Here is a 13,937-nt window from a genome sequence, read left to right as displayed (position 1 = left end):
GGCATCGCTCCGCCGCTGCGACTCATTGTTCCGTTCCGCCGAAGCCGGCCCTCCGGCGCAGCGCCGGCAGGTCGACCACGACGATCTTGCGGCCCTCGGTGCGGAGCCACCCGCGGTTGGCGAAGATCCCGATCGCCTGGTTGACGCTCTGCCGGGAGCCTCCGGCCATCTCTGCCAACTGCGTCTGGTTGAGCTCGATGGTGGTCATGGGGGAGGAGTGCTGCTCGGCCAGCCGCACCAGGGTCTTGGCCACCCTCCCGGGCAGGTCGAGGAAGACGTGGTCGCTGGACTGCTCGGTCAGGCGGCGCACGATCATGCCCATCGACCGCAGCACCGAGTCGAGCATCTTCGGGCTCCCGTGGACCAGTTCGAGGAAGGAGGAGCGGGCCAGCGCCAGCGCCGTGGTGTCCTCCAGTGCTTCGGCCGAGGCCGACCGCGGGGAGCCGTCCAGCAGCGAGACCTCGCCGAGCACCTCGGGTGCGCGCGCGACGTGCAGCATCGCCCGTTCCCCGGTGGCGGCGGTGCGGAAGACGCTCACCGCCCCCGACCGGATCATGATGAGCGACTCGCCCGCTTCGCCTTCGAAGAACAGCAGGCGGCCGCGCCGGTAGTGGCGGGGTACCGCCACGTCCGCGATCTTGCGCCGGGCCTGCGGGTCGAGGCCGGCGAACATGGCGACGCCTGCTAGCGGGTCTTCAGATGGGTTTGCACCCATAGTTCTTCCCCCTTCGGTGGGACCGATCCGCGGGTTCCCTCCGATAATCGCTGTCTTTTCCGTCGTTGTACAGGGCTCAGTGTCGGAAACTTCACGCTCCGTTGATTCATGTGTTCAATCGCGGCGTGCGGCGGGCGGCCGAATGTGCGATCCAGTCTACGTGTTTTGGCGTTGGATGTCCGGTATCACGGAACCTGCGGGCGGTCTGCGTGGTCCGCTCCCGGTCATCAGATCGTATGGCGTAGCGTCGAGTCCAATCCGGCGACATACGGGCGCGGGCCGAACGGTCCGGAAAGTCCGCTCGTGATCCTACGAAAGGCGGGTGCGTGGCGTACCGCTACTTCTACGACTGCGAGTTCATCGAGGACGGTCGAACCATCGAGCTGGTGTCGATCGCCGTCGTCGATGAGCACGGTCGCGAGTATTACGCCGTGTCCACTGAGTTCGATCCGAGCCGCGCCATCGAATGGGTGCGCCGCAATGTCCTCGACAAGCTGCCCGGGCCGGCCAGTTCGCTGTGGAAGGACCGCACCGCCATCCGCGACGAGCTGTACGAATTCCTGGTGGCGCCGGTCCGCAAGCGGACCGGGACCCACCCGGGCGAGCGCATCGAGCTGTGGGCCTGGTACGGCGCCTACGACCACGTGGTGTTCGCGCAGTTGTGGGGCACCATGCCCGAGCTGCCGCGGGTGCTGCCGCGCATGACCAAGGACCTGCGCCAGCGCTGGGACGACCTGGGCCGGCCGGAGCTGCCGGTCGCCGACGACGCCGAGCTCCACGACGCGCTGTCGGACGCGCGGCTGAACCTCGAACGCTGGCGTGCGCTGGAGACGGCCCGCGCGGACCTCCAGTTGCCGCGATAGGCTGAGCCGAGATTCGGCAACGAGGCCGCCCAGTTAGAAAGTCTCAGCTTAGAGGGAGTTCGACGCATGCGCATTGGCGTGCTCACCGGCGGCGGTGACTGCCCCGGTCTCAACGCGGTCATCCGTGCCGCGGTCCGCAAAGGCACCAAGGAATACGGCCACGAGTTCGTAGGCTTCCGCTACGGCTGGAAGGGCCCGATCGAGGGCATCACGCAGCCGCTTGACTGGGACTCGGTGGAGAACATCCTCCACCAGGGCGGCACCATCCTGCACTCCTCCCGCACCAACCCCTACAAGATCGAGGGCGGTGTCGAGGCGATCAAGAAGAACATGGCCGAGCTCGGAGTCGACGCCCTGATCGCCATCGGCGGCGAGGACACGCTGGGCGTGGCCACCAAGCTGACCGCCGACGGGGTCAACTGCGTGGGCGTGCCGAAGACGATCGACAACGACCTGTCCGGCACCGACTACACCTTCGGCTTCGACACCGCCGTGAACATCGCCACCGACGCGATCGACCGGCTGTGGACGACCGCCGAGTCGCACGACCGCTGCCTCGTGGTCGAGGTCATGGGCCGCCACGCGGGCTGGATGACCCTGCACGCGGGCGTCGCCGGCGGCGCGAACGTGGTCCTGATCCCCGAGGTCGCCTTCGACATGGACAAGGTCGCGGCCTACGTGCGGGAGCGCAAGGAGGCCGGCAAGTCGACCGTCGTCGCCGTCTCCGAGGGCGCTCACGCCGAGGAGGGCATGGTCCTCAAGGACGGCGAGGTCGACGCGTTCGGCCACGTCAAGCTCGGCGGCGTCGGCGACTGGGTCGCCGCCCAGATCAAGGAGCGGGCCGAGATCGAGACCCGCGCGATCATCCTCGGCCACCTGCAGCGCGGCGGCACCCCGACCGCCTTCGACCGGGTCCTGGCGACCCGGCTCGGCCTGGAGGCCGCCTCGGCGGCCGAGGAGGGCGACTTCGGCAAGATGATGGCCCTGCGCGGCACCGACATCGTCCGCATCCCGATCCACGAGGGCACCGACGTGCTCAAGACCGTCCCGACCGAGCGGTACGCCGAGGCCGAGATCTTCTTCGGCAACTAGCATCCGTAACCACGGGCACGCCTCACTCGTTGGAGGAGGCGTGCCCGTGGTCTTTCCAGTGGAAATCGACGAGCTCCCGCAACTCGCCGATTTCAAGCATCATCGGACGATCCGCTCGGTCGACTTCGACGGCTTCCCGCTGCCGGGCCTCGACGCCGACTTCTACCGCCGACCGGTCGCCGACCGCCTGCTCAGCGTCGGCGTGTACCGGCTGGACGGGACCGAGACCCACCGGGCCTGGGGCTGGGTCGGCGAGGCCCACTGCTCCCGGCACGCCTACCGCGACCGGTCGGGCGGCTTCGCCGGTCCGTTCCCCGGCTGCCCGGAGCTCCGGGTCCTGGTCGAGAACGGGCGCGCCGTCGCCTTCGACCTAGGTCCCGGACGCCGTCGCCGCCGATTCGCGCTGAGCCCGGGCGGCCCGGCGCGTGCAGACGATCGCGGCGACCGTGACCGCCAGCCCGACCGCGAGAGCGGCGCCCTTGAGCGCATGTGAGGCCTCGGGCACGAACGCCAGCACCGCGACCGGCGCCTGCACCAGCCCGATCAGGCCCACCAGCAGCAGCCTGCCCTGTCCGCGGCCCCACAGCAGAGCCGTCCACACCGGCGCGACGACGACCGCGAGGCTCGCGACGTCGAGCGCCCAGTGCAGCGCCGGGTGCTGCACCCGGTCGTGCTGGAACGCCGCCGCGGGCGCGGCGGCGGCGAGCAGCATTCCGGCGACGGTCGCCACGAATGCGAGACGACGAGTCATACCAGACCCCCTTCGAAGTAGTGAAACCTTGACGCTACTCGCAGTAGTCGCGAAGGTCTGTCGCCTATCTGCCAGTTGCGCGAACTCGCTACCCTGACGAACGCGCCCCATCTGAGTGCATCGATTCACCGGAAGGACCGACGATGGGCAACCCCGCAGACGAGCACGGCTCCGACATCAGCAGCTACCCGGAGGCCACCACCCCCGGCACGGCCGAGAGCATCGCCGACGGCACGCCGGTCGTCGGCGGCGTGACCAACCTTGCACAGGACATCTACGGCACCATCGCCGGCGACGACCGCCTCTCCTCGGCCGCCGGCATCCCCGGCGACATCATGAGCATCGGGACGCAGGCTATGTTCGCCGTGCGAGATCCCGTCTACGCCCTCGCCAGCGCCGGGCTCACCATCGTCCTCGAACTGATCGAACCCCTGAACAAGCTGCTCGAGATGGTCTCGGGCGATCCCGATGCCATGGCCCGGCAAGGCGAGGTCTGGGGCCAGGTCGCATCGGCCCTGGAGGCCCTCAGCGGCGAGACCGGATCGGCGGTCGGCGCCAACATCATCTCCTGGGAGGGCGAAGCCGCCACGGCGGGGCAGGAACAGCTCTATGCGCTCGAAGCGGCCATCATGGCCGCCTCCCACGAGGCCACCAGCATCCAGACCCTCCTCGGCTGGGCGCAGATGCTCGCCGAAGCCATCTACGGCTGCATCAAGTCGATCCTCGCCGAACTGCTCTCCTGGCTGATCACACGGGGCCTGGTGGCGCTGGCGAACAGCGCCTGGACGGCCGGCGCCTCCGTCGCCACCTTCCTGCTCGGCGCCGCCGCCAAGTCCTTCGCGATGTTCAACCGCGCCATGACCTGGTTCCAGAAGTCCTGCAAACTCTTCGGCAAGATCGGCCAGGTCCTCATGAAGTTCCTCGGAAAGAACCCGTTCCGTGGGATCAACCCGGCCAACGGATTCGAACTCGCCGGAGGCCAGCTCTGGACGCGGGTCCTGGTGACCGCCGGAGTCAAAGCGGGCACCGGCCTGCTCCAAGGGGCGGGCACCGGCATCGGCACCGGCTCCACAGCGGCCTCGAACGCCTACTCTCGAGCCACGTACGACTCCCGCGGAGCCGGCGACGGCCGCGTGACGGTCGAGGTCGGCGAACTCGAAGGCGCCGCCGCAAGCCTGGAGGGCCTGTCCGGCAACGCCGCCGCGATCCATTCGACCGCCGCCGAGGCGACCGCCGCCGAGATGACCTGGGGACTGCCGGGCGCCCTGGGATTCGAGAGCGCCTACCGGGAGAACGGCGAAGGCCTGTCGCTGGCCATCACCGCCGTCGAAGACGCGCTCAACGGTGATGCGGTCAAACTGCGCGGCTGCGCCGAGGACTACACCTCCGCCGACGACGAAGGCGCCGCCGAACTCAACACGCTGCTGAGCGAACTCGAGAGCTGACCGTGTCCCCCGCATTCGACCTGCGCCGCGACGGCGAGCGCATGCTGCATCGGCAGTGGCTCCGACCGGGGGAGCACCTGGTGGCGCAGGTCCCCCTCTGGGGCCTGCCCCACCTCGACGGCGTCCCGCGACCGCCCCGGACCCGCTCGCAGCGGTGGTCGCTGCTCCGGCGGATCCTGCTCGGATGGCCCAAATACCTGGTCCTCGGCGTGCTCGCCGCCGTGATGGCCGACGGGTTCACGCCCGGCGGCGGCACTGCCAAAGGACCGCCGGTGATGATCAAAGGCGGCCCCGGCACCGAAGCCGCGAGCCTGGTCTCCCCGGCGCTGCGCGACCGCGGCATATGGGTCCTCACCGACCGCAGGCTCGCCTTTGTGACCGTGCGCGGCCGCACCTACTCGCGGGTGTTCAGCACCGACCCCGAACCCGGCGAACCCGACCGGCCGCACCGGCCGGTGCCGATCGAGACCCCCGCGTCCGCACCGGCCGACCGGTTCCGCCACGAAGGGAAGCGCGCCGAAACCAAGGGCGGCAAAGCCGCCGGAGTATACGACCGGGTCGTATTCGGCGACGGCTCCACCGTGGCCCTGCGCTCCCGCATCCAGCCCGGATCCTGACCCGCCGGTCCCGCGGACCGGTCAGCTTCGAGCCTGAGACAGTTCGGCAGCCTCGACGGTGTTCCGGAGCAGCAGCATCGTCGTCACAGGGCCCACGCCGCCGGGAACCGGCGTGATCGCACCGGCGATCGGGGCCACCGCCTCGTAGTCGACGTCGCCCGCCAGGCCCCCGTCGGGGGTGGGGTTCGTGCCCACGTCGATGACCGTCGCCCCCGGACGCACGAACTCGGGGCCGATCATCCTCGCCCGTCCGGCCGCCGCCACCAGGACGTCGGCCTCCCGGCAGACCGCGGCCAGCTCCTTGGTGCGGGAGTGGCAGACCGTCACCGTCGCCGACTCGGCCAGCAGCAGCAGCGCCGCCGGCTTGCCGACGACCGTGGAGCGCCCCACCACCACCGCCCGGGCGCCGCTCAGCTCGGTGCCCTCGCGTTCGAGCAGCTCCAACACGGCCGCGGCGGTCGCCGGGACGAAACTCCGCCGGCCCTGGACCAGCCTCCCCAGGCTCACCTGGTTCGCCCCGTCGACGTCCTTGAACGGGTCGATGTACCAGCCCACCTCCGCCAGCGTCACGCCCTCCGGCAGCGGGGTCTGGCAGATGACCCCGTGGACCTCGGGGTCGGCCGACAGCTCCCGGAGCCGGGCGGCGATCTCGTCGCCGCCGGGGTCGGTCAGATGCTCCACCTTGCAGCGGAGCCCCACCTTGTCGGCCGTCCTCGCGATCGAGCGCACGTACCAGGCCGTGCCCTCGTCCTCGGTCGGCACCACCACCGCCAGCGTCGGCAGGACGCCTTCGCCGCGCAGCCGTTCGGCCGCGGCGCTCACCTCTTCGCGCAGCGCCTTCGCGGCCGCGCGCCCGTCGATGTCCCTCATGAGCGAATCCTCTTGGCCACCGCCTGCATGACCGCCTCGGCCTGCGCCTTCGCCTGGAGCGCCTCATTGAGCGCGCTGGCCAGGCGCTCGCGCTCGGAGGCGTCCTTGATCGAGGTCAGGTTGATGTCCACGTTGAGCGCCGCAGACTCCAGCGCCGACTTCGCGCTCGAGGCGGCCACCGCCACATCCGAGAGCACGTTCCGGTTCGAACCGTCCAGGATCTTCCCGGACAGGCCGATCACGCCGGCCGATACCTTCGCGGTCGCCAGCGGGACCTCGGCGGCCTCGACCAGGCCCTTCTGGATCGCGGCGCTGCGCGCGGCCTTCTCCTCGTCGGTGCCCTTGGGCATCTTGTAGGCGGCTACCACGCCCGAGAACGCCTCGGCGTCGTCCTCGGCCAGTTGCACCGCCTCCAGGCGCAGCCGCTCGGCGGTCGCCAGCGCTTCGCGCATCACCTGCTCGTGCTCTGCGTACTTGGGTTTGCCGATGGTCAGATTGCAAACCATCGAGATCAATGCCGCTCCCAGGGCCGCGTTCAGTCCCGCGGCCGCGCCCCCGCCGGGGGCGGGCTCCTCGGAGGCCAGTCCCGACAGCCATTCTTCGATCGTCGTCTTTCGCACCCGGCCAGACTAGTCGCGCCGTCGGAGGCGGGATGCCCGAGTGCGAGGGTCCCGTGCCCGGGTTCACTGAGTGGGATCGGCTTTTCGGCGTTGTCCCGGGCTGCGGCGTCCGCGTACGATATGCGCGTGAAACGTCAATGGCATGATCTGCGCAATCCAGGACTCGTCCCCGTCGTCGCCGACGTGGAGGAGGCCGAACGCTATCAGCTCGACGCCTGGCGCGACCTGCCGCGGGAGCAGATGCCCCCGTGGCCCGACTACGCCGAGGTCGAACAGGTCGCGGGGGTGCTGGCCGGCGTTCCGCCGATCGTTGCCCCTTACGAGGTCGACCACCTGCGGAAGCTGCTGTCCGAGGTCTGCGAGGGCCGCGCGTTCCTGATGCAGGGCGGCGACTGCGCCGAGACCTTCCTCGACAACACCGAGCACCACGTGCTCTCCAACATGCGCACGCTGCTGCAGATGGCGGTCGTGCTCACCTACGGCGCCTCGATGCCGGTGGTCAAGGTCGGCCGCGTCGCCGGCCAGTACTCCAAGCCCCGATCCAAGGCGCTCGACGCACTGGACCTGCCGGTCTACCGCGGCGACATGTTCAACTCGCTGGAGGCCACCGAGGAGGCCCGGGTCTGCGACCCGCAGCGGATGATCCGCGCCTACGCCAACGCCGCCGCGGCCATGAACATGATCCGCGCCTACCTGCGCGGCGGCCTGGCCGACCTGCAGTCCGTCCACGACTGGAACAAGGACTTCGTCCGCAACTCCGCGGCCGGGGAGCGCTACGAGGCGATCGGCCGCGAGATCGACCGGGCGGTGGCCTTCATGGCCGCCTGCGGGGTCGAGGACGACGCCCTCCACACCGCCGAGGTCTTCGCCTCCCACGAGATGCTGGCGATCGAGTACGACCGGGCCCTGACCCGCATCTTCGACGGTCAGGTGTACGCGCTGTCGGGCCACATGGTGTGGGCCGGCGAGCGGACCCGGCAGCTCGACGGAGCCCACATCGACTTCCTGTCGCGCGTGGCCAACCCGGTCGGCTGCAAGATCGGCCCCACCGCCACCCCCGAGTGGGTGGTGGAGATGTGCAACAAGCTCAACCCGGACAACCTCCCGGGCAAGCTCGTGGTCATCTCCCGCTTGGGCCACAAGCACGTCCGCACGCTCCTGCCGCCGATCATCGAGAAGGTCGAGGCCGCCGGCTGCAAGGTGGTGTGGCAGTGCGACCCGATGCACGGCAACACCTACGAGTCGGCCTCGGGCTACAAGACCCGCGCGTTCGACCAGGTCGTCGACGAGGTCCTCGGCTTCTTCGAGGTGCACCGCAAGACCGGCACCCACCCGGGCGGCATCCACATCGAACTGACCGGCGAGCACGTCACCGAATGCGTCGGCGGCGCCCAGGAGATCCGGGACGACCAGCTCTCGGACCGCTACGAGACCGCCTGCGACCCGCGCCTGAACACCCAGCAGTCGCTGGAACTGGCGTTCCTGGTCGCGGAGATGCTGCGCCACTGAGCGGCTCGGTCTTTGAGCGCCTACGACCTGTTCCAACTCGGCGGAGTGTTCCCCGGTGCCTCACCGGCGGCGGCGCTCCGCCGAGCCGTCTCCTACGCCCGGTGCGCCGAACGCGCCGGCTTCTCCGGGACCTGGATCGCCGAGCACCACTTCATCGAATACGGCGCCAACCCCTCCGCCACCCTCATGGCCGCGCACCTGCTGGCCGCCACCGAGCGGCTCCAGGTCGGCACGGCGGTCGCGGTCCTGTCGAACCGGCACCCGGTCGCGCTGGGGGAGGAGGCCGCGACGCTCGAGGCGCTCGCGCCGGGCCGGTTCCGGCTCGGTATCGGCCGGGGCGGGCCGTGGATCGACCTCGACGTGTTCGGCTCGGGCCTGGACCGGTACGAGCGCGGCTTCGAGGAGGGACTCCGGCTGCTGTCGGCGTGGCTGTCCGGCGAGGCGGAGGTCTCGCACTCGGGGGAGTTCTTCGACGTGCCGCCGGTGCGGGTCATGCCGCCGGGCGCCGGGCGGCCGGTGTGGGTCGCGGCCACCGGCGCGGGCACGGCCCGGCTCGCCGGCGGGCTCGGCCTGCCGCTGCTGCTGGGGATGCACGCCCCCGACTCGGACCATCTGGCGCTGCTGGAGGCCTGGCGGGCCGGGGCCGAGGCGAACGGCCGCGACCCCGGCGCGGCCGAGCACGTCTCGGCCCATCTGGCGCAGGTCGCGACCGGCCCCGGCGACACCGGCCGCCTGCGGGCCTCGCTGACGGAGTTCCTGACCCGCGGCGTGGGCCAGTACGTGAGCCTGAAGCCGGGACGCGGCCGACGCGATCATGCCGCCTACGTGGACTGGATGATCGACCGCCACGCCGTCGGCCCGCCCGAGCACGTCGCCGAGCGCCTGGCGGCCTCGGCCGAGAAGACCGGCGTGGCCCGACAGCTCCTCCTGGTCGAAGGCATGGGCGATCCCGAAGCGGTGCGCGACAACATCGCCGCGCTCGGCGAGGCGCTCAGTACCACGGCTGCGGCGGATAGTGGTACCGGCGCCACGGCTCCCAGCCGCCCTGCTTGAACCACTGCATCGCCGAACCGGTGCACAGGCAGTTGAGCGCCTGCGCCGCGGTGACCGTGCCGGGCTTGCGGTACAGCGGCTCGGGTCCGGTGCCGGAGGGCGGTTCCACGGGCGGTCTCCAGGGTCGGGGAGCGCCCAGTGTACTGTTCCGCCGCCGCTGCGTTACGGTTCGGCGTCGCCGAACCACCGGTTCGCCGGTGCCGAGTGGAGGGACGCCACCGTCATGATCTGGAGGCCGAACCACGGCACGGCGGTCGCGAGCGTGAGGAACGGGACGGGCGAGGCGAGCGAGGCCAGGGCCGCTCCCACCGCCAGCACCAGGGCGAACCCGTCGGTACAGGTCCGGGCGCGTTCGCTGCGCTCGCCGAGCCGGCGGGACAGGAGCGCGGTGGCTACGCCGAGCGCCGGCAGCAGCACGAGCAGGGCCAGCATCGGGGCGGCGTCTCCGGCCCAGGCGCTCGCGGCTCCGAGCATCACCAGCCCGAAGGCGGGGAAGAGGAACAGGACCGGCAGCATGCCTCCGCAGACGAAGTAGGCGAACTGCAGCCAGAGCCCCAGTCGGGCGGTGCGGACCGCACGGGGCTGGTCGGGTCCGGTGTCGAGTTCGGAGGGAGGCATGCCTCCGATTGTGCCGCAGCGCGTGCGGCGGCGGGGGTCAGGCCTGCAGCGCCCAGCGGAGCGCGTCGAGGACGGTCCGGTCCCGGTACTCGTAGCCCTGGGACCGCAGCACGGCCGGCTTGACCCTGGCGCCGCGCAGCAGCTCCACCGCGGCCTCGCCGGCGACGATCCTGGCGGCCCAGCCGGGGATGATCCACGGGGCGGGGCGGTGCAGGACCGCCGCCATCGCCCGGGTGAACTCGCGGTTGGTCGCGGGGGTGGGGCCGACCAGGTTGACCGGGCCGGTCACGTCCCCCTCGATCAGGGACCTGACCGCGCCGGTCCAGTCGCGCAGCGAGATCCACGGCAGGTACTGGCGGCCGTCGCCGAAGCGCCCGCCCAGGAGGAACTTGTAGACCGGCACCAGCTTCGCCAGCAAGGGGCTGCCGGGGCCGAGCACGTGCCCGGTGCGCAGCCGGATCACCCGCGCGCCCGACTCCTGCGCGGGGGCGGTGGCCGACTCCCAGGCCAGGGACGTCTTGCCGAGGTAGTCGGCCGAAGCCGGGGAGGACTCGTCGACCGGGACGTCGGCCCGGTCGCCGTACCAGCCGGTCGCCGAGGCGTTGACCAGGACCGGTGCCCCGGCGCGGGCGACCGCCTCGGCCAGCACCCGGGTCGGGACGACGCGGCTGGCGCGGATGCGCTCCTTGTAGGCGGCGTTCCAGCGGCGACCGGCGATCGGCGCGCCGCAGAGGTTCACCACGACGTCGACGCCGTCCAGGACGGCGGTGTCGAGCGGGCCGCGGTAGGGGTCCCATCGGATCTGGTCGTCCTCGCCGGGCCGGTCGCGCACCAGGCGCACGATGTCGTGCCCGGCCAGCTCCCGCCGCAGCGCGGTGCCGAGGTATCCGCTCGATCCGGCGATGACGATCCGCATGCCCTCGAGCCTAACGGCAGACCGAGGCGCGCGAGGGCCAGGCCGCCGAGTGGGACCCGCCATTCGACGCCGGCCTTGATCCCCGCGAGGATCGAGCGCTGGAGCGTGTTGTCGGCGGGCAGCTCGGAGTCCGGCGTCCGCGGGGTCCGGGCGAACACGAACCGCCGGACGTCGTCGTGGCCGTTCGTGCCGGGGTGCGACTCGGGCCCGACCAGGTCGAACAGGGACGCGAACTTGAGGATGTTCGACCGCTCGGGCAGCCAGTCGCGGAGCTGCGGGTCCAGCAGCCAGGACGTGCAGGTGAAGGTGATCGCGTCGCGGTCGCCGAACAGCTCGGGGAAGGCCGCCGGGAAGAACCCGAGCGCGCGTTCGACCGAGTCGCGCACCGCCTCGAACGACAGCGGACCGCCCTCGCCGCGGATGTGCAACCCGATGACGGGCCTGGTCTCGGCCCCTTCGATGCAGAACTGGAGCCGCCCGAGCTGGTAGATCGTCCCGCGCACGTGGGCGGTGAACCAGCCGTCGGTGTCCAGGCCGGCCCGGCCGTACATGCGGCGGTTGAGGCGCAGCTTCTCGCCCACGTCCTCCATCACCAGACGGGACAGGTCCTCGCCGACGCCGCGCTCGCGGTGGTACTCCAGCATCAGCGGCACCGCCGCGAGCACCGGGTACAGGCCCAGCAGCGGGTGCGCCGGCGGCGGCTGCGGCCACTGCAGCCATTTCCTGCCGCCCATGTCCTCGGCGATCGTCCGGTAGCGCTGTTCGAGCAGGTCGGCCGGGGCGCCCTCGATGGCGGCGGCGGCGTCCTCGGCGTCTTCGCGGTCGGCCCGGCACCAGTCCAGCAGCAGTTCCCGTACGCGGTCCGGTTCGAGCGGGGGCATGATCACGGGGCTATGTCACCATGCGCCGCCCCGGCAGGTCAACGTCGGGTCGGTCACCATAGTCTGGCCCCGTGCGACGGTTGTTGACGCCTCCGTGGATCGTCCTCCACTGCTTCGCGGTGGTGCTGACGGTCGGGTTCGGCCTGCTCGGCTGGTGGCAGTTGGGCCGCGCCCAGGGCGGGAGCGCGATCAGTTGGGGCTACGCCTTGGAGTGGCCGCTGTTCGCCCTGTTCACGCTGGCGCTGTGGATCCGGCAGATGCGGCTGGAGCTGCGGAAGGACGCAACCGGGCCGGGCCGCCGCAAACGGCCCGAGCCGCCGCCGGTGACCTCGCCTTACGAGGAGGGCATCGTCAGGGCCCGCCGCAACGATTCGACCTCGGGGAGCACCACATGAACGCCGCGCTCAAGCGCTTCCGCATCGTCGCCTGGATCGTCGGCACGTTCCTGATCGCGCTCGTCCTGGTCGCGATGCCGGTGAAGTACGTCGGTGGCGAGGACGCGCTCGTGACCGTGATCAGCCCGATCCACGGCCTGTGCTACATGGTCTACCTGGTGCTCGGTTTCCACCTGGCGCAGCAGGCGGGCTGGCGGTTCTGGCCGGAGACGGTGGGGCTGCTGCTGGGCGGCACGGTCCCGGTCGGGTCGTTCTTCGTGGAGCGCTGGGCGCACCGCAGGATCCTCGCCGAGCACCCGCAGGCGGCCGATCCGAAGGTCCGCGGCTCCGAGGCGGCCTGAATCAGTTCGCGGTCAGGTACGACCCGGACTGGACCTGCTCCCAGTCGAGGTCCCAACTGGTGAACCCGTCGCCCGGCGGCAGGGAGGCGCCGGTGTTGGCGACGATCACCGGGTCGCCCCAGCGGACGAAGTTGTAGAGCCATTCGCCCATCTCCTCGGTGACGTTGATGCAGCCGTGGGAGATGTTCTCGTTGCCGAGCGCGTCCTGGGCCCACGGGGCGCCGTGGATGTACTGGCCGCTGAAGGTCAGCCGCATCGCCCATTTGACGTCGGTCTCGTAGTCGTACAGGTCGGAGACGAACGTCGACTCCTCCTCGCGGCTCATGATGATCATGTGCCCGGAGTAGGAGCGGGCGTCGTTGCCGTCGATCTCGCGGGCGCCGAGGGAGATGGGCACGGTCTCGACGATCGTGCCGTCCCGGTAGGCGCGGAGCTGCTTGGTGTCGTCGTCGGCCTCCAGCATCCGCTGCTCGGTGTCGATGTGGAAGGTCGTCTCCTGGTCGTACTCGCCGAAGCGGTCGCCGCCGAGCGGCAGCCCGCCCAGGCCCAGCCGCACGGTGACGGTGGTGCCGGGCTGCCAGTACTCCTTGGGCCGGTATTCGAGGGCCCGGCCGGTGATCCAGTACCAGGAGCCCTCCTGCTCCGGTTCGGAGCCGACGAACAGGCGGCGCTCGACGTCGGCGCGGGAGTCCTCGGGGACCTCGAAGCCGGCTTCGAAGCGGAAGGCCAGGACCGCGGCCTGGCCGACCGTGGAGTCGAAGCCCGGCAGGTAGTTCTCGATGGTGACCCGGTTGCCGGGGGAGGCGATGGTGGTGAAGTTCGACTCGACCGTGACCGGGACGCCCGCGTCGTCCTCGGCGGTGACCGCGGCGGTGTAGGAGGCCTCCCATTCGAGCGGGCTGGCCGGGACCCAGGTGGTCCCGTCGGGGTGCATGTCGCCTTCGACCTGGTTGCCGGCGGCGTCGGTGAGCGTGAACTCGACGAACGTGCCCGCTTCGACCGTCCAGGCGATCTCGGTGGCGGCGGTGGCGTCGGTCGCCCCGTCCTCGGGCGTGACGGTCACTTTCGCGGCGCTCTGCGGCGCTTCGCTCTCGCCGCCCCCGTCGCCGGAGTCGATGGTGCCGGAATCCTTCGAGCAGGCCGCAGCGAGGCCCCCGGCCGCGGCTCCCGCGGCGGTGGCGAGGGCGCCGCGCCTGGTGAGGGAGGATCGTCCGATCGTCATGGTCCCACAGTACACAGAGTGAGCCACTC

At 71.0% G+C, this 13,937-nt stretch carries 16 protein-coding genes and 1 pseudogene; 9 read left to right on the top strand and 8 right to left on the bottom strand.

From position 1 onward, the window contains the following. Window positions 1-22: 22 nt before the first annotated feature. Entirely contained in the window at window positions 23-715 is a 693-nt protein-coding gene (locus tag CUT39_RS10470; RefSeq protein ID WP_100446278.1) for a Crp/Fnr family transcriptional regulator, read from the bottom strand. 326 nt (window positions 716-1,041) lie between these two features. Between CUT39_RS10470 and CUT39_RS10465 the strand changes: the two genes are divergently transcribed. The 5 genes from CUT39_RS10465 (at window position 1,042) to CUT39_RS10445 (ending at window position 5,483) form a co-directional block, all read left to right on the top strand. After that, window positions 1,042-1,578 (top strand): polyadenylate-specific 3'-exoribonuclease AS, encoded by a 537-nt coding sequence (locus CUT39_RS10465; protein ID WP_100446276.1) that lies wholly within the window; start codon window positions 1,042-1,044, stop codon window positions 1,576-1,578. A gap of 66 nt (window positions 1,579-1,644) precedes the next feature. Further along, window positions 1,645-2,670, top strand: a complete 1,026-nt coding sequence (locus CUT39_RS10460; protein ID WP_100446274.1) for a 6-phosphofructokinase — start codon at window positions 1,645-1,647, stop codon at window positions 2,668-2,670. 46 nt (window positions 2,671-2,716) lie between these two features. Beyond that, a complete protein-coding gene (locus CUT39_RS21185) occupies window positions 2,717-3,163 on the top strand; it encodes a hypothetical protein (protein WP_232805701.1) in 447 nt (148 codons plus the stop codon). 401 nt (window positions 3,164-3,564) lie between these two features. Further along, a complete protein-coding gene (locus CUT39_RS10450) occupies window positions 3,565-4,866 on the top strand; it encodes a hypothetical protein (RefSeq protein ID WP_100446270.1) in 1,302 nt (433 codons plus the stop codon). A 2-nt stretch (window positions 4,867-4,868) separates the two neighbouring features. Further along, entirely contained in the window at window positions 4,869-5,483 is a 615-nt protein-coding gene (locus tag CUT39_RS10445; RefSeq protein ID WP_100446268.1) for a hypothetical protein, read from the top strand. A 21-nt stretch (window positions 5,484-5,504) separates the two neighbouring features. On the opposite strand, the gene CUT39_RS10440 is transcribed toward CUT39_RS10445, so the two are convergent. Further along, window positions 5,505-6,353, bottom strand: coding sequence for a bifunctional 5,10-methylenetetrahydrofolate dehydrogenase/5,10-methenyltetrahydrofolate cyclohydrolase (locus CUT39_RS10440; protein ID WP_100446266.1), 849 nt, complete (start codon window positions 6,351-6,353; stop codon window positions 5,505-5,507). Further along, window positions 6,350-6,973, bottom strand: coding sequence for a cyclodeaminase/cyclohydrolase family protein (locus tag CUT39_RS10435; RefSeq protein ID WP_100446264.1), 624 nt, complete (start codon window positions 6,971-6,973; stop codon window positions 6,350-6,352). The genes CUT39_RS10440 and CUT39_RS10435 overlap by 4 nt, the downstream gene beginning before the upstream one ends. Before the next feature lie 147 nt (window positions 6,974-7,120). On the opposite strand from CUT39_RS10435, the gene CUT39_RS10430 reads away from it, so the two are divergent. Beyond that, the gene (locus CUT39_RS10430) at window positions 7,121-8,482 is read left to right on the top strand and encodes a class II 3-deoxy-7-phosphoheptulonate synthase (RefSeq protein WP_408611134.1); all 1,362 of its coding nucleotides are present in this window, start codon (window positions 7,121-7,123) and stop codon (window positions 8,480-8,482) included. Between the two features lie 12 nt (window positions 8,483-8,494). Beyond that, window positions 8,495-9,535 (top strand): LLM class flavin-dependent oxidoreductase, encoded by a 1,041-nt coding sequence (locus CUT39_RS10425; RefSeq protein ID WP_198587042.1) that lies wholly within the window; start codon window positions 8,495-8,497, stop codon window positions 9,533-9,535. On the opposite strand, the gene CUT39_RS20265 is transcribed toward CUT39_RS10425, so the two are convergent. The 4 genes and pseudogenes from CUT39_RS20265 to CUT39_RS20260 all read right to left on the bottom strand — a co-directional run. Beyond that, a complete protein-coding gene (locus CUT39_RS20265) occupies window positions 9,474-9,644 on the bottom strand; it encodes a hypothetical protein (protein ID WP_157930596.1) in 171 nt (56 codons plus the stop codon). The genes CUT39_RS10425 and CUT39_RS20265 overlap by 62 nt on opposite strands. A gap of 53 nt (window positions 9,645-9,697) precedes the next feature. Next, window positions 9,698-10,153 carry a hypothetical protein gene (locus tag CUT39_RS10420; RefSeq protein WP_100446260.1) on the bottom strand — a complete coding sequence of 152 codons (456 nt, stop codon included), beginning with the start codon at window positions 10,151-10,153 and terminating at the stop codon, window positions 9,698-9,700. A 37-nt stretch (window positions 10,154-10,190) separates the two neighbouring features. Next, a complete protein-coding gene (locus CUT39_RS10415; RefSeq protein ID WP_100446258.1) occupies window positions 10,191-11,069 on the bottom strand; it encodes a TIGR01777 family oxidoreductase in 879 nt (292 codons plus the stop codon). A 56-nt stretch (window positions 11,070-11,125) separates the two neighbouring features. Next, a pseudogene (locus tag CUT39_RS20260) lies at window positions 11,126-11,950 on the bottom strand (acyltransferase domain-containing protein); the annotation flags it as partial. A 71-nt stretch (window positions 11,951-12,021) separates the two neighbouring features. Here CUT39_RS20260 and CUT39_RS10410 point away from each other — a divergent pair. Both CUT39_RS10410 and CUT39_RS10405 read left to right on the top strand, forming a co-directional pair. Further along, complete coding sequence (locus CUT39_RS10410) at window positions 12,022-12,345, top strand: hypothetical protein (protein ID WP_157930594.1); 324 nt, start codon at window positions 12,022-12,024, stop codon at window positions 12,343-12,345. Beyond that, window positions 12,342-12,686, top strand: a complete 345-nt coding sequence (locus CUT39_RS10405; protein WP_100446254.1) for a DUF3817 domain-containing protein — start codon at window positions 12,342-12,344, stop codon at window positions 12,684-12,686. The genes CUT39_RS10410 and CUT39_RS10405 overlap by 4 nt, the downstream gene beginning before the upstream one ends. Window position 12,687: 1 nt before the next feature. Here CUT39_RS10405 and CUT39_RS10400 read toward each other — a convergent pair whose 3' ends face one another. Then, window positions 12,688-13,908, bottom strand: coding sequence for a L,D-transpeptidase (locus CUT39_RS10400; protein ID WP_100446252.1), 1,221 nt, complete (start codon window positions 13,906-13,908; stop codon window positions 12,688-12,690). Window positions 13,909-13,937 lie beyond the last annotated feature (29 nt).

It is taken from the genome of Glycomyces xiaoerkulensis, from assembly GCF_002798405.1.
Lineage (GTDB): Bacteria > Actinomycetota > Actinomycetes > Mycobacteriales > Micromonosporaceae > Glycomyces > Glycomyces xiaoerkulensis.
This window is presented reverse-complemented; position numbering and strand designations above follow the sequence as displayed.

What these genes read in the sequence shown, in the direction of transcription:
- CUT39_RS10470 (WP_100446278.1), bottom strand. Translation starts at nt 715, where the DNA reads ATGGGTGCAAACCCATCTGAAGACCCGCTAGCAGGCGTCGCCATGTTC.
- CUT39_RS10460 (WP_100446274.1), top strand. Translation starts at nt 1,645, where the DNA reads ATGCGCATTGGCGTGCTCACCGGCGGCGGTGACTGCCCCGGTCTCAAC.
- CUT39_RS10450 (WP_100446270.1), top strand. Translation starts at nt 3,565, where the DNA reads ATGGGCAACCCCGCAGACGAGCACGGCTCCGACATCAGCAGCTACCCG.
- CUT39_RS10440 (WP_100446266.1), bottom strand. Translation starts at nt 6,353, where the DNA reads ATGAGGGACATCGACGGGCGCGCGGCCGCGAAGGCGCTGCGCGAAGAG.
- CUT39_RS10420 (WP_100446260.1), bottom strand. Translation starts at nt 10,153, where the DNA reads ATGCCTCCCTCCGAACTCGACACCGGACCCGACCAGCCCCGTGCGGTC.
- CUT39_RS10415 (WP_100446258.1), bottom strand. Translation starts at nt 11,069, where the DNA reads ATGCGGATCGTCATCGCCGGATCGAGCGGATACCTCGGCACCGCGCTG.
- CUT39_RS10405 (WP_100446254.1), top strand. Translation starts at nt 12,342, where the DNA reads ATGAACGCCGCGCTCAAGCGCTTCCGCATCGTCGCCTGGATCGTCGGC.
- CUT39_RS10400 (WP_100446252.1), bottom strand. Translation starts at nt 13,908, where the DNA reads ATGACGATCGGACGATCCTCCCTCACCAGGCGCGGCGCCCTCGCCACC.